Source organism: Prevotella sp. TF12-30 (assembly GCF_003436715.1).
Lineage (GTDB): Bacteria > Bacteroidota > Bacteroidia > Bacteroidales > Bacteroidaceae > Prevotella > Prevotella copri_A.
Genome location: NZ_QSQJ01000006.1, coordinates 1 through 22,687 on the forward strand (window position 1 = coordinate 1; position 22,687 = coordinate 22,687).

Consider the following 22,687-nt stretch of genomic DNA (forward strand, 5'->3'; position numbering starts at 1 on the left):
CCATGAGGCTGCTCCATCTCGATGATATCCATCACACGCTCAAAGGTCAACTCGTCGAAGTAAAGACGGTCGCACATATCGTAGTCGGTAGATACGGTCTCTGGGTTGTAGTTGATCATCACTGAGCGCCAGCCTTCCTTGCGGATGGTGTTCAATGCCTGAACGCCACACCAGTCGAACTCTACGGAAGAACCGATGCGGTAAGCACCAGAACCGAGTACGATGATAGAACGGTGGTCGTTCTCGAAGGTGATGTCACTCTTCACGCCTGCGTAGGTTACATAGAGGTAGTTGGTCTGGGCAGGATACTCTGCTGCCAAGGTATCAATCTGCTTCACTACAGGCAGGATGCCATAGCTCTTGCGCTTGTTGCGAACCAGGAGGGCAGCCTTGTGCATGTTGCCCAACTCCTGCTCCAAGCCCACGGCACGAGCAACCTGGAAGTCGGTAAAACCGTAAACCTTAGCAGAACGGAGCAGATCCTGACCGATGGTATTGATGTTGCACTTCTTCATCTCCTCGTCGATGTCGATGATGTGCTTCAACTTCTCCAGGAACCACTTGTCAATCTTGGTCAAGTCGTGAATCTGATCTACGGTATAGCCCTTGTGCATTGCCTTTGAAATCACGAATACACGCTTATCTGTTGGCTCGCGCAAAGCTGCATCGATATCATCGATTTCAAGCTCCTTGTTCTCTACGAAACCGTGCATGCCCTGACCAATCATACGAAGACCCTTCTGGATAGCCTCCTCGAAGTTGCGGCCGATGGCCATTACCTCACCTACTGACTTCATAGATGAACCCAACTCCTTATCTACGCCACGGAACTTAGACAAGTCCCAACGAGGAATCTTACAAACCACGTAGTCCAATGCTGGCTCAAAGAAAGCTGATGTAGTCTTGGTTACAGAATTCTTCAACTCGAACAGACCGTAACCCATACCGAGCTTGGCTGCAACGAAGGCAAGAGGATAACCGGTAGCCTTAGATGCCAAGGCAGATGAACGGCTCAAGCGGGCATTCACCTCAATAACGCGATAGTCCTCGCTCTTAGGGTCGAAGGCATACTGCACGTTACACTCACCCACGATTCCGATGTGACGGATAATCTTGATGGCGAGGGCACGGAGCTTATGATACTCAGCATTGCTCAGGGTCTGGGATGGAGCGATGACGATACTCTCACCGGTATGGATTCCCAGTGGGTCGAAGTTCTCCATGTTACAAACTGTAATACAGTTGTCGTAACGGTCGCGAACCACCTCATACTCAATCTCCTTCCAGCCCTTCAAGCTCTTCTCTACCAATACCTGTGGAGAGAATGAGAAGGCCTTCTCTGCGAGCTTGTTCAGCTCCTCCTCGTTGTCAGCGAAACCAGAACCGAGTCCACCCAGTGCATAAGCAGCACGGATGATGACAGGATAACCGAGCTCGGCAGCAGCCTTGCGGGTCTGCTCGATGTTCTCGCAAGCCTCACTCTTGATGGTCTTCACGTTGATTTCATCCAGCTTCTCTACGAAGAGCTCACGGTCCTCAGTATCCATGATAGCCTGAACAGGAGTACCCAACACCTTGACATTATATTTCTCCAGGATGCCCTGGCGATAGAGTTCCACACCACAGTTGAGGGCTGTCTGACCACCGAAGCTGAGGAGGATTCCGTCTGGCTTTTCCTTCTGGATGACACGCTCTACGAAGTATGGCTGCACTGGCAGGAAGTAAATCTGGTCGGCAACACCTTCTGATGTCTGTACGGTTGCGATATTCGGGTTGATGAGCACAGTCTCGATACCTTCCTCGCGCAATGCCTTCAGGGCCTGCGAACCTGAGTAGTCGAACTCACCTGCTTCACCGATCTTCAAGGCTCCAGAACCTAAGAGGAGCACCTTCTTTATATTTTCGTCTTTCATCTTTATTCCTAATTATTTAAGTGTTTCTACAAACTTATCAAACATGAACTCTGTATCCACAGGGCCTGAGCAAGCCTCTGGGTGGAACTGGCTTGAGAACCAAGGGTTCACCTTGTGGCGGATACCCTCGTTAGAGCCATCATTCATATTTACAAAGAGTTCCTCCCAGTCGTTGCCCAATGTCTTGGCATCAACGGCATAACCGTGGTTCTGAGAGGTGATGTAGCAATTGTTGGTTCCTACCATGCGCACAGGCTGGTTGTGTGAACGGTGACCATACTTCAACTTGTAGATGGTAGCACCGGCTGCCTTGGAAAGCAACTGGTTACCCATACAGATACCGCAGATAGGCTTGCGGCTCTGGCTGATCTGCTTGCGAATAATGTTTACTGCATCCTCACACATGTCTGGGTCGCCAGGACCATTGGCCAGGAACAGTCCGTCGAAATCCATATCGGTGTAATCGTAATTCCAAGGTACACGGATCACCTCAACACCTCTGTTGATGAGGCAACGGATGATGTTTGCCTTCACACCGCAGTCAACGAGTACCACCTTCTTGCCGGCACCCTCGTTGTAACGGATAATCTCCTTGCAGCTCACCTGGTCAACGAAGTTTATACCCTCATAGTTAGCTTCAGGGATGTTGTCTGGTTCATCATCAAAGAGAATCTTACCCATCATCACACCATGCTCACGAAGCACCTTAGTCAACTCACGGGTATCGATGCCTGTGATTCCTGGCACCTTTTCGCGCTTCAACCAGTCGGCAAGACTCTCCACTGCATTCCAGTGGCTATACTGCTCGCTGTAATCATTCACGATGATGGCAGAAGCATAAATCTTGTCACTCTCCATGAAGGTTGGCAAACCGTTCTCCTCGAAAGTAAATGGTGGCACACCATAGTTGCCCACGAGAGGGAATGTAAGTGTCATCAACTGACCGGCGTAAGAAGGGTCGGTCAAACTCTCTGGATATCCCATCATGGCTGTGTTGAACACAACCTCGCCCGCTACAGGAGCGTCATATCCAAAAGATTTGCCATGGAACTTGGTTCCATCGCTCAAAACTAAGGTTACTTTTTTCATATCTGACATTTGATTCTTTTATTTCATACTTATAAGAGCAAATGAATTCTTCACTCTTCGTTCTTCACTCTTCACTTATTTATGATAAACGTTTTCGATATAGTTCACAAACGACTGGTTGCAGAGCTTCGTGCCGCCTGGGGTTGGATAATGACCGGTGAAATACCAGTCGCCCTTGTGGTTTGGAATTGCCTCGCGCAAGCCCTCGATGCTCTGGAACACGAGCTGGATAGGAGTAGTCATGCCCTCTGGGCGAAGCATCTCTACTATCTTCTCGTTGATTTCCTCGATAGTGAATGGCTCGTAGATGGCGCGTACCGGGTTCACCTGCTCCTCCTTTGGCTTGGCAAGTTCTGCCTTGCAAGCCTCGTAGGTCTGCTCGATGAGGTCTTCCATCTTGCGATCTTTCAAAAGCTGGATGGCAGCACGGAACACGCAGAACTCTTCCAGTCTTGCCATATCGATGCCATAATAATCCGGATAGCGGATCTGAGGGGCACTGGATACGACTACAATCTTCTTAGGATGCAGACGGTCGAGGATGCGCAGGATGCTCTCCTTCAGGGTTGTACCGCGCACGATACTGTCGTCGATGATAACGAGATTATCCACATTCGGCTCGATGCTTCCGTAGGTTACATCATACACGTGGCTCGCCAGGTCGTTGCGGCTGTTGCCCTCGGTGATGAAGGTACGGAGCTTGATATCCTTCCATGCTATCTTCTCTGAGCGGACGAAGTCACCGAGAATTTCGTATAATTCTTCCTTAGATGGAATATGGTCGAGGTTGGCAATCTGCTCAATCTTGCTTTCGTTGAGATACTTCTTGAAACCGCTCAACATACCATAGTATGCCACCTCGGCTGTGTTCGGGATATAGCTGAACACGGTGTGATCCACATCATAATCCACAGCTTTCAGAATAGGCTGGGTCAACTGCTCGCCCAACTGCTTACGCTCCTGATAGATATCCTTGTCGGAACCACGGCTGAAGTAGATGCGCTCGAATGAGCAGGCTGAATCGCCCTTCTGCTCCATGATGCGCTCGATGCTGCACTCGCCGTTCTTCTTCACGAGAAGCGCCGTGCCCGGCATCAGCTCCTGCACATCCTCTGCCTCCAGGTCGAAGGTGGTCTGAAGTACAGGGCGCTCGCTGGCTACTACCACGATTTCATCGTTCTTGTAGTAGAAAGCAGGACGGATGCCCCAAGGGTCGCGCATGGAGAACATCTCGCCCGAACCGGTGATTCCGCAGACCACATAACCGCCGTCGAAGTCCTTCATCGTGGTCTTGAGCACATTGCTCATCTTCACGTGGTCCTCGATGTAGTTGGTGATGTCGGTGTTCTCCATCTCCATCGCCTTTGCAGCCACGAAGTTGCGCTCCACCTCTCTGTCAAGTCGGTGGCCCATCAGTTCAAGCATGATGTAGGTGTCGCTGTAGATGCGTGGACTCTGGCCCTGCTTAGTCAGTTCCTCGAAGATTTCATCTACGTTGGTCATGTTGAAGTTGCCGCAAAGACAGAGGTTCTTCGCCTTCCAGTTGTTGCGGCGCAGGAATGGGTGCACATACTGGATGCCACTCTTTCCGGTGGTACTGTAGCGCAGGTGTCCCATGTAGAGTTCGCCTGCGAAAGGCAGTTCCTCTTGGGCAAACTTTGCATCAGCAAGCTGCTCGGGAGTCAAGTTCTTGAAGTTGGCGTTTGCCTTGCCGAAGATTTCGGTCACGGCGTTCTTACCCTCCGCACGCTCACGAAACATATACTCATGTCCTGGCTTTCCGCCCAGTTTGACACAAGCCATACCAGCACCCTCCTGTCCACGGTTGTGCTGCTTCTCCATCATCAGATAGAGTTTGTTGAGTGCGTACATCCAAGTACCGTACTTCTGCTGGTAATACTCCAGTGGCTTGAGCAATCTGATCATTGCCACGCCACACTCATGTTTCAATGGTTCCATACTCTTTATTATCCTTTATCTTATTTAGTTAAATCTGAATATTCCTATCCGAGGGACACCCCTCCAAAAAAAGGGAAACGTCAAGAAACGACGATTCCCTTTATTATTTTATTCTACAGTAACCGACTTGGCCAAGTTTCTTGGTTGGTCAACATTCTTACCCTTACATACAGCTACATGGTAAGCCAGCAGCTGCAAAGGAATAGTAGCCAATAATGGCTCCAGACACTCCAGGGTCTCAGGGAGTTCAATCACTTCGTCGGCAATCTTGGAAATGGTTTCATCGCCCTTGCTGACAATAGCAATGACACGACCCTGACGGGCCTTGATTTCCTGGATATTAGACAAGACCTTCTCGTACATGAAGTTGTGGGTGGCAATGACCACTACAGGCATATCACTGTCAATCAACGCGATAGGTCCATGCTTCATCTCTGCTGCAGGATAGCCCTCAGCATGGATGTAGCTAATCTCCTTCAACTTCAATGCACCCTCCAGGGCTACTGGATACTGGAATCCACGACCCAGATAGATGAAATTGCGCGCATACGTAAAGGTACGGCTCAAGTCAGCTATCTTATTGTTGAGCTTCAACACTTCCTTCATCTTGGCAGGAATGTTCCAAAGCTGCTCTGTAATCTTCTGATATTCGTTTTCGCTGATGGTTCCCCTCTCCTTACCTATGGCGAGTGCCAGGAGGATAAGGACGGTAACCTGACCGGTGAACGCCTTGGTAGAGGCAACACCGATCTCCGGACCTACATGAATATAGGTACCCGTATCTGTCTCTCGTGCGATGGAAGAACCGATGGAGTTACAGATACCATAGATAAACGCACCGCTCTCCTTGGCAAGCTTGATGGCAGCCAGGGTATCAGCGGTTTCGCCACTCTGGGAAATGGCGATGACCACATCATCCTTCGTTACCACTGGGTTGCGGTAACGGAACTCTGATGCATATTCCACTTCCACTGGGATGCGGCAGTAGTTCTCAATCATCTGCTTGCCGATGAGTCCGGCGTGCCATGATGTTCCACAAGCCACGATGATGATTCGCTTGGCATTGAGGAGCTGCTGGCGATGGTCGGTGATGGAGCTGAGCACTACGCCCATCTCTGTCTCCGTCTTGCAGGTTGTATCGTCGCCGTCGGTCATCACACGGGTTTCCACGGTGCGGCTCACCACACGGCCACGCATACAGTTGCGCAGACACTCAGGCTGCTCGAAAATTTCCTTCAGCATGAAGTGAGGGAAACCGCCCTTCTCAATCTGGCCGAGATCGATATCCACGGTCTGCACCTCAGGGTTGAGCTTTACGTTCTGGATGTTCACCACCTGCAATTCCTGTCCGAGGCGCATCACGGCGATGTTGCCATCCTCCAGGTAAACCACCTTGTCGGTATATTCGATGATAGGGCTGGCATCCGAACCGAGATAGAACTCTCCGTCCTCGCCAATACCCACTACCAGCGGGCTCTGCTTACGGGCAGCGATAATCTGGTCAGGGTTGCGCTTGTCGAGAATAGCGATGGCGTAAGCGCCAATCACCTGACGGAGCGCAACCTGAACGGCGGTCAACAAATCAAGATCCTTCTTCATCTGGATGTATTCAATGAGCTGTACGAGCACCTCAGTATCGGTCTCGCTCTTGAACTCCACACCCTTTGCCATCAGGTTCTTCTTGATGTCGGCATAGTTCTCGATAATACCATTATGAATCATGGCAAGGTTCTTGCTTGAAGAATAATGAGGATGAGCATTCACAGCTGAAGGCTCTCCATGGGTAGCCCAACGTGTATGGGCAATACCTACATGTCCTGAAATATCCTTGTCAGCGCAGAACGCTTCCAAATCTGCCACCTTGCCCTTTGCCTTATATACATTCAAAGAGCCGTCATTGCTAATAAGGGCAACTCCCGCAGAATCGTATCCGCGGTACTCCAGACGCTTCAAGCCCTTGATGAGGGCTGGATAAGCGTCACCCTTACCTAAATATCCTACTATGCCACACATACTTATCTATATTTATGTTGTATTTCCGTTTGTTATTCCTGACCTTTTATCCCTTGCTGTTATCGCAGGATGTTGACAACCAATGATGCGATGGAGGTCAAGATACTTACAGCAGAGAACCACAATGTTGTAGAAGAACCAATAGCAGAGTTCTGTGCCTTTACCTTATTTGGTTCTACATAGATAATGTCGTTCTGCTGAAGATAATAATATGGAGAATTGATGATGTTAGCATCATTCATGTTCAAGCGATAGGTATGCTTCTCTCCCTCTGCGTCCTGACGGATGAGCAACACGTTATCACGCTTACCATAAATGGTAAGGTCGCCACACTGTGCTAAAGCTTCAAGCACGCTCATTTTTTCCTGAGGAGCATAGATGACACCAGGCTTGGTAACTTCACCCAATACAGATACATGATAGCTACCCATTCGAACAGTAACGATAGGATTCTCCTGCTCAGCCAAGTAAGGCTTTACCTTACTCTTGATGAGGTTTTCTGCCTGATTTTTGGTCAAGCCGCCTACATGCAGCGTACCCACTACCGGGAACTCGATATTACCGTTGTTATCTACAAGATAGCCCTGCAGGGAACCAACTGATGAACTCAACTGTCCACCCGTACCGATGGTTTGAGACACAGCCAGGTTAAAAGGAATTGCAGCTTTAGGATCAGTAGTTATTACGGTGATTGTCAACTCATCCTTAGGCATAATCTTTGCTTCGTAAAGCATCTTAGAAGCTGCATAACTGATAGAATCGGCATTTTGGAAATAAGCCACATTCTTGGTGCTTCCGCAACTGCTAAGCATCAAGACCATTGTCAAAGCGACAAGCGCAGAATAGATGATTTTTTTCATTCTCAACAAATTTCGTTATAAAATATTGGTGCAAAATTACAGCATTTTTTTGAATACTGCAAATTTTTGCACCAATATTTACTCCATCACATTATTTTTCTTAAAATAATGCCCTTTTTACTAGTCTTCAATGCCGTTTGATGGCAAATTGAAGGTATAGCTGTTATCGAAGATCTTCTTCACCTTGTTGATTTCTACGAAGGTGGTTCCTCCACCCTCACCGAAGCTACCACTCAGGTAAGCTATCTTATCTTCCTCGCCCAGATAACCCTTCTGGCGGAGCATACGTACCGCCGCGGAAAACATAGCCTTGGTAGAAACCTGATCCTTCTGATGGATTGGAATAATACCATAGCTCAGGTTCAACCAGCGCTGAAGCTTCTCCTTGTAACAGATGGCAAGCACAGGGTTAGGACCACGGAACGAAGCCAGGCAGCGGGCAGTCTGACCCGTCTCACCATCGGTGATGATGCCGGCTACGCCCAACTTCTTGGTTGCCTCGATGGCAGCATGAGCCAGGAAGAGCTTCTGGTCGATCTTTCCGTCCTCCATCGGATCAATGTCGTTGAGAGGCGACTTGTCCTTCTCTGCCTGCTCTGCAATGCGCGCCATGGTCTGAACAGCCTCTACCGGATACTTACCGCTGGCTGTTTCGCCCGAAAGCATCAGGGCATCTGTACGGTAGAAGATAGCGTTGGCAATATCTGTAACCTCGGCACGTGTAGGACGAGGATTTTTGATCATGGTGTGGAGCATCTGTGTAGCTACGATTACCGGCTTCTGAGCCTTCACGCACTTGGCAATGATGCGGCGCTGGATACCAGGGATTCTCTCGATAGGCACCTCAATACCCAGGTCACCACGGGCAATCATGATGCCATAGCAGGCATCGATGATCTCATCGATGTTATCTACACCCTCCTGGTTCTCGATCTTAGAGATGATCTTGATGTCGCTGTGGTGAGCATCGAGAATATCCTGCACGGCCTTTACATCTGCTGCATTGCGCACGAATGAGTGAGCAATGAAATCAATATCCAGCTCGATGGCAAGCTCGATGTTTCTGCGGTCTTTCTCAGTAAGCGCAGGCAGGTCGATGTGCTCGCCCGGTACGTTCACGCTCTTGTGAGCCCCCAGTATTCCCTCGTTCTGCACCTCAGCCACGAGCATAGGACCCTGAATATCAACAACCTTCATGTCGAGTTCGCCATCATCAAACAAGATGTCGTCGCCCACCTTCAAATCGGCAGCAATATCAGGATAGCTCAAGTTCACGGTATCATGAGAAGAATCTACATCAGGACGACCGAAGATTTTCACCACGTCACCTATATTATAATGTATAGGCTCCTTTACGTCGGTAGTACGCACCTCCGGACCCTTGGTATCAATCATGATACCAATATGTGGAGACACAGCTCTAACGTTCTTGACAATGGTACGGATTCCATCTTCTGTAGCATGTGCGGTGTTCATACGAACCACGTTCATGCCCGCAAAAAACAGTTTTCGGATAAAATCTTGATCGCATCTGCGATCGCTGATGGAAGCAACAATCTTTGTTTGTTTCATATTTGTAATTACCTTATAGAAATTTCAATGTTATCGTGACATTTCTGCCACTTTTCTCAAATTTTGTGCAAAGATACAAAGAAAATCTGAAATACGAATCATCTGAAATACAAAATATATATAAAATATGGCGATTGTAACAGATTGAAAGAAAACCAAACACGCCCTGCAAGGACAAAAGCATCACATGTTCAATACTTTTGCCACTACAGGGCGACATTCTTGACTGAATTTATTTTCCTAGATATCCAAGTCTGGAGCCTTCTCGGCACCAGCTGCTGCCTCAAACTTAGGCATTACATTGAAATTGAAGATGCCGGCGATGATGGCATTAGGCATCTTTCTAACCGTCTGGTTATAAGACTGTACAGCCTCATTATACTTACGGCGAGCCTCGCTGATTCGATTCTCAGTGCCTTCCTCCTGAACCTGGAGAGCCTTAAAATTCTCGCTTGCCTTCAACTCAGGATATCTTTCAGCCACCAGCATCAGCTTGGAGAAGGCATTTGCCAACTCACCCTGAGCAGCTGCATACTGCTTCATACTAGCCTCCGTGAGATTATTCACATCCAGCTTCACCTGTCCTACAGAAGCACGAGCCTTGGTCACCTCCTCGAAGGTCTCCTTCTCGTGCTTGGCATAAGCCTTTACGATCTTAGCCAACTGAGGCATCATATCGGCACGACGCTGATACTGAGCCTGCATGTTAGACAACTCGGTAGTAGCCTTCTCCTGCTCTCCTACCATACCATTATAACCACTGAACACCCAGAGCACCAACACTACGATGACGCCTAAGATAATCCATCCTGTTTTCTTCATACTTTTCAATTATTGATTAATGATTATTGATTAATTATTATCTACCAATTATAAACTATTAGCTATCAGCAACTACCAGCTTCCGCCAGAGCCACCGCCAGAGAATGTTCCGCCGCCAAAGGAGCCGCCCGAGAAGCCGCCTCCTCCACCACCGGAGAAGCCTCCGCCGCCCATGAAGAACGGCGGCAACCAGTCGTCATCATCATTTCTTCTTCGCGACTGGTTTCTCCCCTTGCCCTTCGGTCTTGGCTTTACCAGACCCACCTGCTCCAGGATGTAACGGACGAGGTAATAGATCGGGATTCCGAAAAAGAGGAGGAACAGGATAATGACCAGTGCCCAATCCTCTTCATCATTCACCGTCCCCTCATCTACCGACTCAATTCCGGTGCGCCCGCTTTTCACCTTATTATATATAGCACGGCTCACAGAGGCAACAGCCTCGCCTGGGGCATCCTCGCGCATGTATTTCACGATGCAGGCACGTGCAATGTCATCGCAGTCCACATCCGTCAGCTCTCCCTCCAGTCCACTGCCGGGAGCGATGAAGTACTTGTGGTCTTCCACGGCTATGACGATGACCAGACCTCTTCGGCTCTTCTTGTAGCCGATGCCATACTTGTTGCCCACATCCTGCGCCATCCTGAAAGCATCCTGGTTAGCCACCCTGCCCACGATGATGAGCACATTCTGCACACCACACTCCAGCTTCAGCTTCTGCAGGTAGAAATTAGCCGAATCCTTGAGCGCCCTATCCACATAGCCATCGGGATCGGAAACATACTGCGTGGAGTCCTGGAGGAAGGGAATCGGCACATTATCCGCATTCCACTCCTTCTTGGCAGACAGCGATAAGACGCTGAAAGCCATCCATATCATCACTAAAAAATGTCTCTTAAAAGCCATAAATTCTCAATTTTAGTGCAAAAATACAGAATAAAAACCTAATATGCAAATACTTAGAGCATTTTTTTTGCAAAAAAAGCCTTAACTATTTTGTTATATCGCAAAAAACTTGTATCTTTGCACACCGATTTGAGATTATTAAGTATAAAAATAAATAAAAGAAGAGAAATGACCAAAGCAGATATCATAAATGAAGTAGCAATCGCTACTGGTATGGCTAAGAAGGAAGTTAGCATAGTAGTAGAGTCGTTCATGGAGGAGGTGAAGAAGAGCCTCATCCAGAACAAGGAGAATGTTTACCTGCGTGGCTTCGGTAGCTTCAACATCAAGCACCGTGCAGCTAAGACCGCTCGCAACATCTCTAAGAACACCACTCTCACCATCCCAGCTCACGATTTGCCAAGCTTCAAGCCATCTAAGAGCTTCATCGAGGAGATGCAGAACGCTCAGTAAGAGAATTAACATTTTTATAATAACAATATTTTAAAATTTTAAAATCATGCCAAACGGAAAGAAAAAGAAGGGCCACAAGATGGCTACTCACAAGCGTAAAAAGAGATTACGTAAGAACAGACATAAGAGCAAGTAAGCTTTTCTAGAAGCAGAAAATGCTCTCAGTCGGTTCCACAGACTGAGGGGGCGTGTCATATCAACATGGATAGGCATGCCCCTTTTTGTAAAGTGTTATTAGTAACTTTAAGTAAAAAGATTATTGAAGAGTATGACAAGCGAAGTTGTAATTGACGTCCAGCAGAAGGACATTTCTATCGCTCTCATGGAGGATAAGCAGCTGGTGGAATACCAGAATGAACCCCGTGAGGCTTCGTTCTCTGTGGGAAACATCTACATCGCAAAGGTTAAGAAACTCATGCCGGGACTTAACGCATGCTTCGTAGATGTAGGTTATGAACGCGACGCCTTTCTTCATTATCTTGACCTGGGAAGTCATTTTAATTCCTACCAGAAGTACCTTAAACAAGTACAGAGCGACAGAAAGAAACTTTTCCCATTCTCTAAAGCCAGCAAACTGCCTGAACTGGAAAAGGACGGCAGCATCCAGAATGTCCTGAAAGTGGGACAGGAAGTGCTGGTACAAATCGTAAAGGAACCAATCTCTACCAAGGGTCCTCGTCTTACGGGCGAAATCTCATTCGCAGGACGATACCTGGTACTCATGCCATTCGGTGATAAAGTTTCTGTCTCGTCGAAAATCAAAAGCGGTGAAGAACGCTCCCGACTCAAACAACTCATTCACAGCGTAAAACCAAAGAATTGCGGTGTAATTGTCCGCACTGTGGCTGAGGGAAAGAGAGTCGCTGAGCTCGATGCTGAGCTGAAAGTCCTGGTGAAGCGATGGGAGGATGCTATCGCCAAGGTGCAGAAGACCCAGCAGCGCCCGCAACTCGCTTTCGAGGAGACCGGAAGAGCCGTCGCTCTCCTGCGTGACTTGTTTAACCCATCTTACGAGAACATCTTCGTCAACGATGAAGGTGTGATGAACGAGGTGAAGGACTATGTTTCTCTAATAGCCCCTGAAAAGGCGGGCATAGTCAAGCTCTACACCGGTAAGGTGCCTATCTTCGACAACTTCAGCATCACCAAGCAGATCAAGGCTGGTTTTGGAAGAGTTGTCAACTACAAGCACGGTGCGTATCTCATCATCGAGCATACCGAAGCCCTGCACGTGGTAGATGTAAACAGCGGCAACCGTACTCGTGAGAAAGGTCAGGAAGCGAATGCTCTCGATGTAAACCTCGGCGCTGCCGATGAATTGGCCAGACAATTGCGACTCCGTGATATGGGAGGAATCATTGTGGTGGACTTCATCGACATGAATCTTGCCGAAGACCGACAGCTGCTCTATGAGCGCATGTGCAAGAACATGCAGAAGGACCGTGCCAAGCACAACATCCTGCCTCTGAGCAAGTTCGGACTGATGCAGATTACCCGCCAGCGTGTACGCCCAGCCATGGACGTAAACGTAGAGGAGACCTGCCCTACCTGCTTCGGTTCGGGCAAGATCAAATCGAGCATCCTTTTCACCGACCAGTTGGAAAGAAAAATCGACCGCCTAGTCAACAAGATTGGCGTCAAGAAATTCACTTTGTATGTGAATCCTTACGTAGCTGCCTTCATCAACAAGGGCTTCATTTCCTTGAAGCGCAAATGGCAGTTTAAGTATGGTTTCGGCTTCAATGTAATTCCATCTCAGAAACTGGCGTTCCTCCAGTATGAATTCTACGACAAGGACAACCAGTATCTGGATATGCAGGAAGAACAGGAAACAAAGTAAGTTTTTAATTCTCAGAAAAAAAGCTCCATTCGCCATTTCAGATGCGAATGGAGCTTTTATTATTTCAGTTTCTCTACACCTTATTATATATAAGGCATTTTAGTACTCTATCTCATTATTCACCATTTTCTCTGTGTCCCAAGGTGCAGGAGCACCGCCGAGATAGCGATGGAACCAGTCGAGGTGCGCATTGTAATAGAGCGGCATCGACTTCAGGTTGCTTGGCCAATGACCATCATACTTCAAGACAATCAGTCGAGAAGGAATGTTCAGGGTCTGCAATGCCGTGAAATACTGCAAGCTCTGTGTATAAGGTACACGATAGTCCAACTCGCCCGTCATCACGAGAGTTGGCGTAGAGAAGTTCTTGATGTATGAGGATGGCGACCACTTCTCGTAGAGATCGGAATTGTAAGGCTGTCCCTCCAGCTCAAAGTTAGGGAACCATACTTCCTCTGTACTGCCCCACATAGAGCGCAAGTCATATACGCCCATCATGGAAGCCAGACACTTGAATCGCTTGGTATGGCCCTGCAGCCAGTTCATCATATAGCCGCCATACGACCATCCCATCGCTCCCATCCTGGTGGAGTCAACATATTCCAGGGTTGCCAATTTATCAGTAACCTTCATCACATCCTCAAATACCTTTCCGCCCCAGTCGCCGGAAATGGCACGTGTAAAGGCCTGGCCATATCCTGTAGAACCATGAGGATTAGGATAAGCCACCACATAACCGGCAGCAGGATAAACCTGCCAGTCGCCACGGAAGGAATTCATCCACTGCATCTGCGGGCCGCCATGCACATTGATGATAAGCGGATACTTCTTGCTGGCATCAAAGTTGTGTGGCTTCACGATGAACACCTGTACCTTGTCGCCGCCAGCGCCCTCCACCCAGATGCTCTCAGAAGGACGGATATCCACCTCATCCTCCAACTTCTGGTTGAGGAAGGTTATCTGCTGTTCCTTGCCGAGAGCCACAGGAGTTCCATTCCACTTCTTCATCTGCTGACGATAGAGAGCCGATGGCTTTCCTGTCGTACTGTAAGTATAATATACCATGCCCTTATTGTCGAAATCAAACTCAGAGATAGCCTTGCCTGTCACTACTGGCGAGATGGTCTTTCTGGCAATGTCGAGTTTGTAGAGTGGTTGTGCGCCCTGCACCTCCCCCAGGAAGAAAATACTCTTGCCGTCTGGTGCCCATTTGTAATCATCCACCCAGTTGTCAAACTTCTCTGTCAGGATGGTAGATTTCCTTGCAGCACGGTCGTAGATGGCAAGACGGAAACGATCAGACTCATAGCCAGGTACTTGCTGCAAACGGTAAGCGATATACTTGCCGTCGGGCGAATAGGTTGGAGTACCATCCCATGCCTTGTTTTCCTTCGTGATGCAGACTGGCTCTCCCCCATTCACAGAAACCGTCCAAAGGTCGGCATTGGTGCTAGCCTCCTGATGCTCATCGTGGTTGGAGACGAAACAGATTTCCTTGCTGTCTGGAGAAAAATCATAGGCGATTCCGCCACCAGCCATGAATATCAGCGAATAATTACCCGGAGTCAGATCCCTGTAAGTCTTCGTCTGTGTATCGAAAAGGATGAGATGACTGCATCTGCCATCGCTATAGCTCGTCCAATGACGATAGAGCAACTTGTCGGCAATATGCGCCTGCACAGGTCCCTTGTCCTTCTTCTCCATCCGGGCTATGTTGGCCTTGGCATCAGCTCCCAGGTCGGGATATACCTCGGCTGTAAAGGCGATGTACCGCTCATCAGGTGAGATAACCGGATTATCTATACCCAACTCATAATCAGTTACTTGTTCCGCCTCGCAGGTAGCCAGATTCATGCGATAGACCTGAGCCGTCCCCTTCTCATAATTAGTGAAAAAGATACTCTTTCCATCCTTACTCCACACGGCAGAACTGCTTTTGCCATCCTCGGTGAAAGCCTTGGCATGAGAGCCATCTGCATTCATGATGTAGATGTCGGAACTAGACTTCTGGTTCTTCAGGTCGGAAGAACTGGAGGTATAGCAGATAGTCTTACCATCTGGCGAAAGGCTCACAGAATATACGCCCTTCACCTTGTACAAATCCTCGATGGTAAACGCCCTTTTCTGAGCGTTTGCCGAAAGCAGCGCCATCACGAGTGCTGCCGAAAACATCAATCTCTTGTTCATATAACCTATAAATATTAAACTTTCGATGCAAAAGTAACAAATATTTTTGGATTTCCTGCAACCTTTTGCTATCTTTTATCGTCTAATCTATAATTAATATTGATAATAACATAAAAAGAAAGGAAAAGATTATGATTTTGAGTACAACTTAACTGTTTTCCCCAGTATATAAAGGGGTTCTTTGATGCTGGGGAAACTGAGAAGTGCCGCAATCCTGCACCACTCTGCACCATTGCGGTTCTTACTGCTGTAAATAAACTGAATAAATACTGCACGGAAATATGGCAACACTGAGATTATATCTAGACACGAGGGTAAAAAGGCAGGATGGCACGTTCTCCATCCGTCTTGCCGTCAACCATCACGGTGGGACCGCCTTCATATCCCTTAATCAATACTGCAAGAAAGATGAATGGGACAAAAGGTCTTGTAAGGTGCGCAAGCGTCCGGATCGTGATGCTATCAACGACTTCCTTCTTGACCGTCTGAATTTCTACAATAGAATGATGATGAAGGCGCAATGCAGGGATACTTACCGTGGCGACATTACGGCTAGGGAGCTTCGTGACTTAATCATCCTTGAAGCCGAGCCTGCCAGGGAAAAGGTCGCCCTGCTTCGTGATGGCTTCATCGCCTACGAGGGGAGAAATCTCCAAAAGAACACGATCAACAGATACAAGTACACTTGGGCAAAGATTGAAGCTTTCCTTGGAGAAGAAAAAGCGGCTCGCCTTACCTACGATGAGATTAACCGTTCTTGGCTTGAAGCCTTCGATGCTTTTATGGCAAAGGAGGGCTTGTCTAGGAATACCAGAACCAGCAGGATGCTCTGTGTCGCTGCTGTCTTCAACTTGGCGATAGATAATGAGCAAACAAGAAACTACCCTTTCCGCAGATATAGCCTCCGAATTGAGACAACAAAAAAGCGAGACTTGTCTGTTGAGGAAATCCGCTCTATCTTCGAAGCTGGTGGTGATGAGCTGGTCGATATGTTCCTACTGATGTTCCTGCTCATTGGTATCAACGTGCGTGACTTGTTCGCCTTGACAAAGGAGAATGTCGTCCGTGGAAGGCTGGAATACGACCGGGCGAAGACTGGCAGGCATTACTCCATCCTTCTTCGTCCAGAAGCTCTCCGAATCATCGAGAAGTACAAAGGGGAAAAGAAGCTGCTTCGTTTCTCGGAGCATTTCAAAAACGTTGATTCTGCAACGGTAATGATTAATAAGAAGTTAGGAAAGGTGCGCCAAGGGCTTACTACGTACTACGCTCGCCATACGTGGGCATCAATCGCCTTCAACCTGGGAATACCAAAGGACGTTGTATCGCTTGCGCTGGGTCACTCGTTCGGTGTCCGGGTAACTGATACCTACATCAATGCGGACCTATCGAGAGTAGATGACGCAAACCGCAGGGTTATTGATTACGTGCTATACAACAAGAAATAGCCCTTATTTCTTGCGAATTTGGCGCAGAAACGGCTCAAATTGTTTTTGGGGATAGTTTTACGTGTTTACTACGTAAATGGCTTAGAACGCAAATTTCGGGGCAAATCGAAAGAAAGAGCACAAAAACATAGATAGAATGCAGGTGGTCGGGCTGCTTGTGGAACAAAAAAAGGGACTGGCTTTCGTCAGTCCCCTTTTATATAATTTATAAATAGTATTGTTTCGTCATATAAACTGGGTCTTTGAAATCAACAACGTCACCATCCTCATCTAGGATTTCCTTAACTCCATCATAGACTTCATAATGAAAGTTATTGCTGCGACCTTCCCAGCAGTTATCATTGTCGCATACCTTATCATACCCTTTCGTGTTTTCGGTGCAATATTGCTTTGCTTCATCCAATGTATCAAACTCTGCAACATTGTTTATCTCAACCGTATTATTGTAATATATCTGATATTTCTTCATAATTTAAGACTTAACCGTGATGTCGAGGGCTTATATGTTTACCAAATTTCTTCTGCTTCAAACTCTACGTTGTCATCCCAGTCGAAGGAATCAGTATTCTCTTCGTCCTCAGGAGAAAGATAGTAGTACGCTGTCAGACTCCAACCGTCAACCTTTACCGAGTCACCTGCATACTCAGCCTTGCCAATATGCGAAGGATCCTCGAATGCTGGATACATAACTCTGCTAGTAGGCTCTGCGTTTGTTTCCATAGCCTTGTTAACGATATCCTCGCCAAACTTCTTGATAGCTTCTGCCTTGCTTAACTTCTTCATAATTTTCCGCTTAACCGTGCTGCGTAGGGCTTAAATTACTGAATGTTTCAAAGTGCTTATCTCTTAAACACGATGCAAAGATATTAATATTTTTCCGTTCCACCAAATTTTTAAACGATTTTCTTTTTATTTTATTGTTATTTTAATGTTATTTTACATTTACGGCTTAAAATGGGCAAAAAAAAAATACCCCAGCGGTGAAAAAGTCGAGTCGCTGGGGTAATAAGTGGAAACCACTTTAAACATTCAGTGATGCAAAGGTACGATTTTCCTTTGATACCACCAAATTATTTTCCGAAAAATTTCTTTCTCAACAAATCATTGATGAATCGTGACTTGTTGGGCAATGCGTTGAGGAAAGGCAGCAGGTCGTTGTCTATCTGTATGCCAACTAGCTTGACCGTTGCGCCTGCGCCCTTCTTCGTTCTCTTGATGTTTCTTCTATTCTCCATATCTGTCTTTTTTAAATTGTCTATCTAACTTCGTTTTCATTCGGTTCATCTTGTGCTCCAGCTTGCCAATCTGCTTATAAGATAACCACTCCGGCTTGATATTCAACGACAGCCAGTACTGGCGCATTTCCTTGCAATGTCTGGCGATGCTCGGGAAATAGAGGTGCCGCTCGTATGGGTTGCGAAGGAAGTACTCGCAATCGGATAGCATACGACCAAGCATCATATACTTATGCCTCTGTCCTTCTCCAAGGCTTACAAGCCTTCCGTTCTGACCAATCCACAACATAGCTTCTTGACCGTTGAAGGAGAAATCGAAAGCCTTGTTTACCGGATTGTATCTTCCCTCTAGGACCACGCCTTCTTTTAACCCCTTAATTTCCCAAAGGCAATACTTGCCGAACTCTGTCTTGACTTCAACCAACGCTTGCGCTGGTATTGTTTTAATTTCTTTCATATCTTGCCAATTTTAAATTTCTCGTTCAGTGATGTAATACTCGAATACCACTCTACCTGTCTTAACCTTGAAGTATCGGTCGCCTTCTTCCAGCACTTCCGTTTGCGGAATGCTTCTAAAGACTTCCTTGATACGAGAGAACCTCTGCTCCATTCTCTCCTCTGTTCTGTAGTCTTCGATGTGGCTGTCAACTTCCCCAAGGCTGTTTTTAGCATTCAAAATGTATTGTTTCATATCTTGATATATTGTGCAGGGCTTGCGCCCTGCTGGTTAATACTTTTCTATCCAATACTCTGTTGTAAAATTCACGCATAAGCCTGCAAATTCAGACTTGAAATAACCTTGTCGTACCCAGTGTGGATAATGTCTATCGGCTTTATTTAGTCCCTTGAACAAGCTGTTCAAGAAACGCTCTGCCTTGTCCTTGCGTGTAAAGTCTGCCACCTCCTCGATTTCCTTTCCTTCCATCTGTCTCTTGATATAATATTTTGCTCTTGCCATTGTCTTGCCTCCTATCTTTGAATTATAAATTGAATACCTGCCCAGTCTGCAATGTTGTTGCTCTGCTGCAATCTCTTATTCTCCATATCAATCAAGATTGCTTCTGTCTCGGAAATCTGTTTTCCGTTTACAAAATACTTCTTCATAGTTTCACCCTCCCTTGATTACTTAGCATACAACGTTACAACCAATCCTCTTCTGAGTGCGCAGCGGCAAGCGTCCAGACCTGCCTTCAATGCTCGCTTGATGAACTTGTTGAAGAGTTCTGCACCGATGAGCTTCAAGATACCGCTTACACCTACGAGAGTGTTTATCTTCTTGCCATCCTCTGTGCGTCCGAATACCTTGATGCGGAAGTTTGAGTTGATGAACTTTGTTGTGAACTCTAAAACGTTTGAATTTGACTTTTTCATTTTCTTTGGCTTAACCGTGTTGCCTAGGGCTTAAATTACTGAATGTTTATTGTGCTTATCTCCTAAACACGATGCAAAGATATTAATATTTTTCCGTTCCACCAAAACTTTTCCCGAAAGATATTAATATTTTAACTTTTATTAGCTGTTTATGGCGTAAACACTGCTATTTTTGGTCGATTTCTGCACATTTTTCTTCCGTACATCAATGGCTATCAATCGGTTGCCTTAGTTTTCAACACTCTATATAATAATAACCTGCACGCCTTAGTTTGAATGAATATATAATCTAACTCTCATATCCCCTACCCCTTTTCTCTCAATGAAAAGTGTTCTTCGCACAAAAATGGGCAGGAAAACGCTCTCCTGCGCTTCCTGCCCTTTCTAACAAATGATATTATGATTGAACCTATTGAACTCTCTTCTTGATGCGCTCCTTTATCCAGTTTGCCAAAAGAAGGAACAGAAACAGAATCACGCAATCGCCAGTGAATAGCCTTACCTTTTGCCAGGTGCTCGCTGGCTTCTCTACCTCCTTGGTCTTATATCGGTTCACGTAATGCTTGACTTTCACGGTGTCGGTCACGAAAACGTAGGTGTCCCCAACGATGGTGTCCGTCTTGGTCGTTGTCTTCCACCTGGTGGTCGTAAGGTTGTGCCACCGCTCCTTGATTACGGTGTCGCCCTTGATGTACACCAGTACGCTGTCCTGCTTGAATACGCTGTCGTGCTGCCGGGTGTCCTTCCAGTGGATCTGTCGCTGGCTCACGCTGTCACGTCTTACACTGGTGTGTGCGCTATCGCGATAAACTGTGTTATTTGCGGCTGTTTTTGCGCAGGAACAGCCCAAAATCAAAAGTGGGGTAATTATAAGCACGGCGAGAAATAACGCCACAGAACGCAAATTTCGCCCTTTTCTTGAATTTTCCATACTCTATAAACGTTAGATTGATGTGTTTATTGTGTAAGCACCTTAATTTCCAAGGCTTCCTTGGCTCGCTTCAAATACTTCTCGCAGGCTGCCAGTCCGTTGTACCCTCCGTTTATCTTCCTACGGATAGCCTTCAAGTTGTCTTGGTCTGCCAGCTCATTACAGCCGAAGGTGTCGAATACCCACATCGAGGATTCCGTTGCACCGGATGGTCGTTCCAGAAGCTCTGGTGTCCCAACAACATCGAAGCCGCAATAATTGGAAAACTTCCTATAGTTGGCTCGCCCGGTAATCTGTATCAATCCTCTGCCCTTGTACTTCACGCCATCGCCCTGCTGGGTGTTGCCGAGGTCTTTCCTGCCCTCGTAGGCTCTGCCGCTTGCAAGCTCCTTGGTGTATCTCAACTCTCCGCTTTCGTGGGCAATCTGTGCGAGGTAGTGCGCCATTCGCAAAGGAGTATTGATGCGGAAATGCTCCGCCCATCCGTTTATGATTGGAAGGTAGGTGTCTGCCTTGCTGCCTGCATTCGGCATTACCTTTAAAAGTTGCGCTCTAGTTATCCTCATTATCTCCTCCTTTCTTCCGCTCTTCTTTCATTATCTCGACAACTGCCTTCGCAATTTCATCCTTGTTCTCGAGGATCACCTGCATCGTGCGGTCCTGCTTGCGTATCTCTGCCTTCTCGTATGCCTTCTCCCGGATGCTCTTGAACTCGCACAAAAGCAGATACACCGTCCAGGCGATGGAGAACATAGGGAAGGGAGAGATAATACACGTAGCAACGTCCATAAGCGAAGCTATACCGAATGTCGGAAAATACTTCTTCGCCTTGTCGCACGTCTTCTTTAGTCCAGTTGACGTTCTTGCAATATGCAGTTCCTTCGCCTTCTGTATGCCTGCTATCAAGTCAATTGTCATCGCTATCAGAATCGTAGCGAAACAGATAAAAATTACTAGGGCGCACAGATATAGATGGTGCACCTGAAAATCGTGAAATACTTCGCTCATATCAATTTATTTTTTTGGTTATTCCAATTTTTCCCAGTCAATGGTCACACCCTTCCCGATGATGTCTGCCGTCCACCTGCAGAATGCCATACCCTCGTATCCGTCTGGATCACTGGCTACGGCAATGGCATACTGTACGCAGTCGCTCTCGGTCTTGATTACCTTCGGATAGAAGTCCGCATAAGCCATATTAGCCAAATAGAGAATATCCCCGATGGTCGTGCCCTTGGAGATTATCTCGTTGTTTGTCGCCAACCGGATTTCGTCAACAGTCCATCGGTGGCTCGTTCCATCTACGTTCTTCATCTGCTCGCTCGCCTTGATTGCTAGCTGCTTCGTGAAGTGGTAGCCGTGCTTGGCAACGTATGCCACGTACCCGCTGGCTCCCATCAAAGCCTTTGCTGCCTTCTCGTATGGTAAGCTGTGGATGATGTCGCTCTCTTGGTGCTGGTGTCGCTCTTCCTCGCTATCGCAAGAATGGCGCAAAACGATGATTTTCTTCATTGTGCGCCCTCCTATCCTAGTTTATCGAGTAATTGCTTGACCATACCACGAATGCCGCTTATATCGCCCTCAAGTGCCTTGAAACGCTTTTCGGTTTCCTGCTTCTCCTTGATTGCCGGGTTCAAAGCTGCAAGAAGTTCTTCGCCCTTGGCTTTCCGCTCTTTGCTTGGCTCGTATGCCTTGATTATCTCATCGGCTTCATTTACCAATTTCCCAACTTCGGGCAAAAGGTCTGCCTTGTCGGTTGCCAGTACGATTTCGCCAGCAAAGGTTACTCCCAGGTGTTCTGGTATAGTGTAGATGGTCTGCTTTCCCTCCACCTCGATTGTTACGTCTCGCATTGGCTGTCCGTTGCTGGAAATGGTTGCGATGCCAGTGTTGATGTGCGGCTGGTTGTCTACGACCTTGCCTTCCTTAACTTCCACCGTCTGCTTGTCTAGCAGATAGACCGGGTGATTTCTTTGTATATTCTTAAATTCCATAATGCGCTCTTTTTAGATAATTCGATAAATAGACAAAAAGGGGTCTCACTGATAAAACAGCGAGTTGCCCCTTGATAGATTTTGTTTAGACCTC

General features: G+C 47.2%; 25 protein-coding genes. 3 read left to right on the forward strand and 22 right to left on the reverse strand.

Annotated elements, in window-relative coordinates; translation table 11 throughout:
- The 8 genes from carB to DXD25_RS03765 form a co-directional block, all read right to left on the reverse strand.
- The coding region (gene carB / locus DXD25_RS03730; RefSeq protein WP_117661853.1) for a carbamoyl-phosphate synthase (glutamine-hydrolyzing) large subunit at positions 1–1,913 on the reverse strand (1,913 nt) is incomplete at its 3' end.
- Between the two features lie 12 nt (positions 1,914–1,925).
- Entirely contained in the window at positions 1,926–3,002 is a 1,077-nt protein-coding gene (gene carA / locus DXD25_RS03735; RefSeq protein WP_117661937.1) for a glutamine-hydrolyzing carbamoyl-phosphate synthase small subunit, read from the reverse strand.
- Between the two features lie 75 nt (positions 3,003–3,077).
- A complete protein-coding gene (locus DXD25_RS03740; protein ID WP_117661854.1) occupies positions 3,078–4,961 on the reverse strand; it encodes an amidophosphoribosyltransferase in 1,884 nt (627 codons plus the stop codon).
- A gap of 108 nt (positions 4,962–5,069) precedes the next feature.
- Positions 5,070–6,974, reverse strand: a complete 1,905-nt coding sequence (gene glmS / locus DXD25_RS03745; protein WP_117661855.1) for a glutamine--fructose-6-phosphate transaminase (isomerizing) — start codon at positions 6,972–6,974, stop codon at positions 5,070–5,072.
- Positions 6,975–7,033: 59 nt separating this feature from the next.
- Positions 7,034–7,834, reverse strand: coding sequence for a polysaccharide biosynthesis/export family protein (locus DXD25_RS03750; RefSeq protein WP_117661856.1), 801 nt, complete (start codon positions 7,832–7,834; stop codon positions 7,034–7,036).
- A gap of 120 nt (positions 7,835–7,954) precedes the next feature.
- Positions 7,955–9,406, reverse strand: coding sequence for a pyruvate kinase (gene pyk, locus DXD25_RS03755; RefSeq protein ID WP_117661857.1), 1,452 nt, complete (start codon positions 9,404–9,406; stop codon positions 7,955–7,957).
- Between the two features lie 240 nt (positions 9,407–9,646).
- Positions 9,647–10,228, reverse strand: coding sequence for a LemA family protein (locus DXD25_RS03760; RefSeq protein ID WP_089545244.1), 582 nt, complete (start codon positions 10,226–10,228; stop codon positions 9,647–9,649).
- A gap of 72 nt (positions 10,229–10,300) precedes the next feature.
- On the reverse strand, positions 10,301–11,134 hold the full coding sequence (locus DXD25_RS03765; protein ID WP_117661858.1) for a TPM domain-containing protein: 834 nt from the start codon (positions 11,132–11,134) through the stop codon (positions 10,301–10,303).
- A gap of 168 nt (positions 11,135–11,302) precedes the next feature.
- Here DXD25_RS03765 and DXD25_RS03770 point away from each other — a divergent pair, with 168 nt between their 5' ends.
- Together DXD25_RS03770 and DXD25_RS03775 are read left to right on the forward strand one after the other, a co-directional pair.
- On the forward strand, positions 11,303–11,587 hold the full coding sequence (locus DXD25_RS03770; RefSeq protein WP_089545246.1) for an HU family DNA-binding protein: 285 nt from the start codon (positions 11,303–11,305) through the stop codon (positions 11,585–11,587).
- A gap of 268 nt (positions 11,588–11,855) precedes the next feature.
- Positions 11,856–13,427: an Rne/Rng family ribonuclease gene (locus tag DXD25_RS03775; RefSeq protein ID WP_117661859.1), complete on the forward strand. Its 1,572-nt coding sequence runs from the start codon at positions 11,856–11,858 to the stop codon at positions 13,425–13,427.
- A gap of 99 nt (positions 13,428–13,526) precedes the next feature.
- On the opposite strand, the gene DXD25_RS03780 is transcribed toward DXD25_RS03775, so the two are convergent.
- Positions 13,527–15,614, reverse strand: coding sequence for a S9 family peptidase (locus DXD25_RS03780; protein ID WP_117661860.1), 2,088 nt, complete (start codon positions 15,612–15,614; stop codon positions 13,527–13,529).
- A gap of 281 nt (positions 15,615–15,895) precedes the next feature.
- Between DXD25_RS03780 and DXD25_RS03785 the strand changes: the two genes are divergently transcribed.
- Positions 15,896–17,062: a site-specific integrase gene (locus DXD25_RS03785; RefSeq protein WP_117661861.1), complete on the forward strand. Its 1,167-nt coding sequence runs from the start codon at positions 15,896–15,898 to the stop codon at positions 17,060–17,062.
- Between the two features lie 205 nt (positions 17,063–17,267).
- Here DXD25_RS03785 and DXD25_RS03790 read toward each other — a convergent pair whose 3' ends face one another.
- From DXD25_RS03790 to DXD25_RS03840, 13 genes are all read right to left on the reverse strand, one after another.
- On the reverse strand, positions 17,268–17,531 hold the full coding sequence (locus tag DXD25_RS03790) for a hypothetical protein (RefSeq protein ID WP_117661862.1): 264 nt from the start codon (positions 17,529–17,531) through the stop codon (positions 17,268–17,270).
- A gap of 38 nt (positions 17,532–17,569) precedes the next feature.
- Positions 17,570–17,845 (reverse strand): hypothetical protein, encoded by a 276-nt coding sequence (locus DXD25_RS03795; RefSeq protein WP_117661863.1) that lies wholly within the window; start codon positions 17,843–17,845, stop codon positions 17,570–17,572.
- A 287-nt stretch (positions 17,846–18,132) separates the two neighbouring features.
- Positions 18,133–18,297, reverse strand: a complete 165-nt coding sequence (locus tag DXD25_RS16595; RefSeq protein ID WP_158556283.1) for a hypothetical protein — start codon at positions 18,295–18,297, stop codon at positions 18,133–18,135.
- Entirely contained in the window at positions 18,287–18,754 is a 468-nt protein-coding gene (locus DXD25_RS16600; protein WP_158556284.1) for an LPD11 domain-containing protein, read from the reverse strand. Before DXD25_RS16600 ends, DXD25_RS16595 begins: the two co-directional genes overlap by 11 nt.
- Before the next feature lie 12 nt (positions 18,755–18,766).
- Entirely contained in the window at positions 18,767–18,988 is a 222-nt protein-coding gene (locus DXD25_RS03805) for a hypothetical protein (protein ID WP_117661864.1), read from the reverse strand.
- A gap of 36 nt (positions 18,989–19,024) precedes the next feature.
- On the reverse strand, positions 19,025–19,255 hold the full coding sequence (locus DXD25_RS03810) for a hypothetical protein (protein ID WP_117661865.1): 231 nt from the start codon (positions 19,253–19,255) through the stop codon (positions 19,025–19,027).
- Between the two features lie 11 nt (positions 19,256–19,266).
- A complete protein-coding gene (locus tag DXD25_RS17415) occupies positions 19,267–19,401 on the reverse strand; it encodes a hypothetical protein (protein WP_255415679.1) in 135 nt (44 codons plus the stop codon).
- 18 nt (positions 19,402–19,419) lie between these two features.
- Positions 19,420–19,668, reverse strand: a complete 249-nt coding sequence (locus DXD25_RS03815) for a ribosomal large subunit pseudouridine synthase B (protein WP_117661866.1) — start codon at positions 19,666–19,668, stop codon at positions 19,420–19,422.
- Between the two features lie 409 nt (positions 19,669–20,077).
- Positions 20,078–20,599 carry a hypothetical protein gene (locus tag DXD25_RS03820; protein WP_147327841.1) on the reverse strand — a complete coding sequence of 174 codons (522 nt, stop codon included), beginning with the start codon at positions 20,597–20,599 and terminating at the stop codon, positions 20,078–20,080.
- Positions 20,600–20,625: 26 nt separating this feature from the next.
- Positions 20,626–21,165, reverse strand: coding sequence for a hypothetical protein (locus tag DXD25_RS03825; RefSeq protein ID WP_199540943.1), 540 nt, complete (start codon positions 21,163–21,165; stop codon positions 20,626–20,628).
- A complete protein-coding gene (locus DXD25_RS03830; RefSeq protein WP_233522184.1) occupies positions 21,152–21,607 on the reverse strand; it encodes a hypothetical protein in 456 nt (151 codons plus the stop codon). Before DXD25_RS03830 ends, DXD25_RS03825 begins: the two co-directional genes overlap by 14 nt.
- A gap of 18 nt (positions 21,608–21,625) precedes the next feature.
- Positions 21,626–22,111 carry a hypothetical protein gene (locus DXD25_RS03835; RefSeq protein ID WP_117661868.1) on the reverse strand — a complete coding sequence of 162 codons (486 nt, stop codon included), beginning with the start codon at positions 22,109–22,111 and terminating at the stop codon, positions 21,626–21,628.
- Between the two features lie 11 nt (positions 22,112–22,122).
- Entirely contained in the window at positions 22,123–22,593 is a 471-nt protein-coding gene (locus DXD25_RS03840; RefSeq protein WP_117661869.1) for a hypothetical protein, read from the reverse strand.
- Between the last annotated feature and the right edge of the window lie 94 nt (positions 22,594–22,687).

Bases quoted from the DNA above. Each gene is read 5' to 3' on its own strand.
- carA (WP_117661937.1), bottom strand. From the start codon at position 3,002: ATGAAAAAAGTAACCTTAGTTTTGAGCGATGGAACCAAGTTCCATGGC.
- DXD25_RS03740 (WP_117661854.1), bottom strand. From the start codon at position 4,961: ATGGAACCATTGAAACATGAGTGTGGCGTGGCAATGATCAGATTGCTC.
- glmS (WP_117661855.1), bottom strand. From the start codon at position 6,974: ATGTGTGGCATAGTAGGATATTTAGGTAAGGGTGACGCTTATCCAGCC.
- DXD25_RS03750 (WP_117661856.1), bottom strand. From the start codon at position 7,834: ATGAAAAAAATCATCTATTCTGCGCTTGTCGCTTTGACAATGGTCTTG.
- pyk (WP_117661857.1), bottom strand. From the start codon at position 9,406: ATGAAACAAACAAAGATTGTTGCTTCCATCAGCGATCGCAGATGCGAT.
- DXD25_RS03760 (WP_089545244.1), bottom strand. From the start codon at position 10,228: ATGAAGAAAACAGGATGGATTATCTTAGGCGTCATCGTAGTGTTGGTG.
- DXD25_RS03765 (WP_117661858.1), bottom strand. From the start codon at position 11,134: ATGGCTTTTAAGAGACATTTTTTAGTGATGATATGGATGGCTTTCAGC.
- DXD25_RS03770 (WP_089545246.1), top strand. From the start codon at position 11,303: ATGACCAAAGCAGATATCATAAATGAAGTAGCAATCGCTACTGGTATG.
- DXD25_RS03775 (WP_117661859.1), top strand. From the start codon at position 11,856: ATGACAAGCGAAGTTGTAATTGACGTCCAGCAGAAGGACATTTCTATC.
- DXD25_RS03780 (WP_117661860.1), bottom strand. From the start codon at position 15,614: ATGAACAAGAGATTGATGTTTTCGGCAGCACTCGTGATGGCGCTGCTT.
- DXD25_RS03785 (WP_117661861.1), top strand. From the start codon at position 15,896: ATGGCAACACTGAGATTATATCTAGACACGAGGGTAAAAAGGCAGGAT.
- DXD25_RS03790 (WP_117661862.1), bottom strand. From the start codon at position 17,531: ATGAAGAAATATCAGATATATTACAATAATACGGTTGAGATAAACAAT.
- DXD25_RS03795 (WP_117661863.1), bottom strand. From the start codon at position 17,845: ATGAAGAAGTTAAGCAAGGCAGAAGCTATCAAGAAGTTTGGCGAGGAT.
- DXD25_RS16595 (WP_158556283.1), bottom strand. From the start codon at position 18,297: ATGGAGAATAGAAGAAACATCAAGAGAACGAAGAAGGGCGCAGGCGCA.
- DXD25_RS16600 (WP_158556284.1), bottom strand. From the start codon at position 18,754: ATGAAAGAAATTAAAACAATACCAGCGCAAGCGTTGGTTGAAGTCAAG.
- DXD25_RS03805 (WP_117661864.1), bottom strand. From the start codon at position 18,988: ATGAAACAATACATTTTGAATGCTAAAAACAGCCTTGGGGAAGTTGAC.
- DXD25_RS03810 (WP_117661865.1), bottom strand. From the start codon at position 19,255: ATGGCAAGAGCAAAATATTATATCAAGAGACAGATGGAAGGAAAGGAA.
- DXD25_RS17415 (WP_255415679.1), bottom strand. From the start codon at position 19,401: ATGAAGAAGTATTTTGTAAACGGAAAACAGATTTCCGAGACAGAAGCA.
- DXD25_RS03815 (WP_117661866.1), bottom strand. From the start codon at position 19,668: ATGAAAAAGTCAAATTCAAACGTTTTAGAGTTCACAACAAAGTTCATC.
- DXD25_RS03820 (WP_147327841.1), bottom strand. From the start codon at position 20,599: ATGGAAAATTCAAGAAAAGGGCGAAATTTGCGTTCTGTGGCGTTATTT.
- DXD25_RS03825 (WP_199540943.1), bottom strand. From the start codon at position 21,165: ATGAGGATAACTAGAGCGCAACTTTTAAAGGTAATGCCGAATGCAGGC.
- DXD25_RS03830 (WP_233522184.1), bottom strand. From the start codon at position 21,607: ATGAGCGAAGTATTTCACGATTTTCAGGTGCACCATCTATATCTGTGC.
- DXD25_RS03835 (WP_117661868.1), bottom strand. From the start codon at position 22,111: ATGAAGAAAATCATCGTTTTGCGCCATTCTTGCGATAGCGAGGAAGAG.
- DXD25_RS03840 (WP_117661869.1), bottom strand. From the start codon at position 22,593: ATGGAATTTAAGAATATACAAAGAAATCACCCGGTCTATCTGCTAGAC.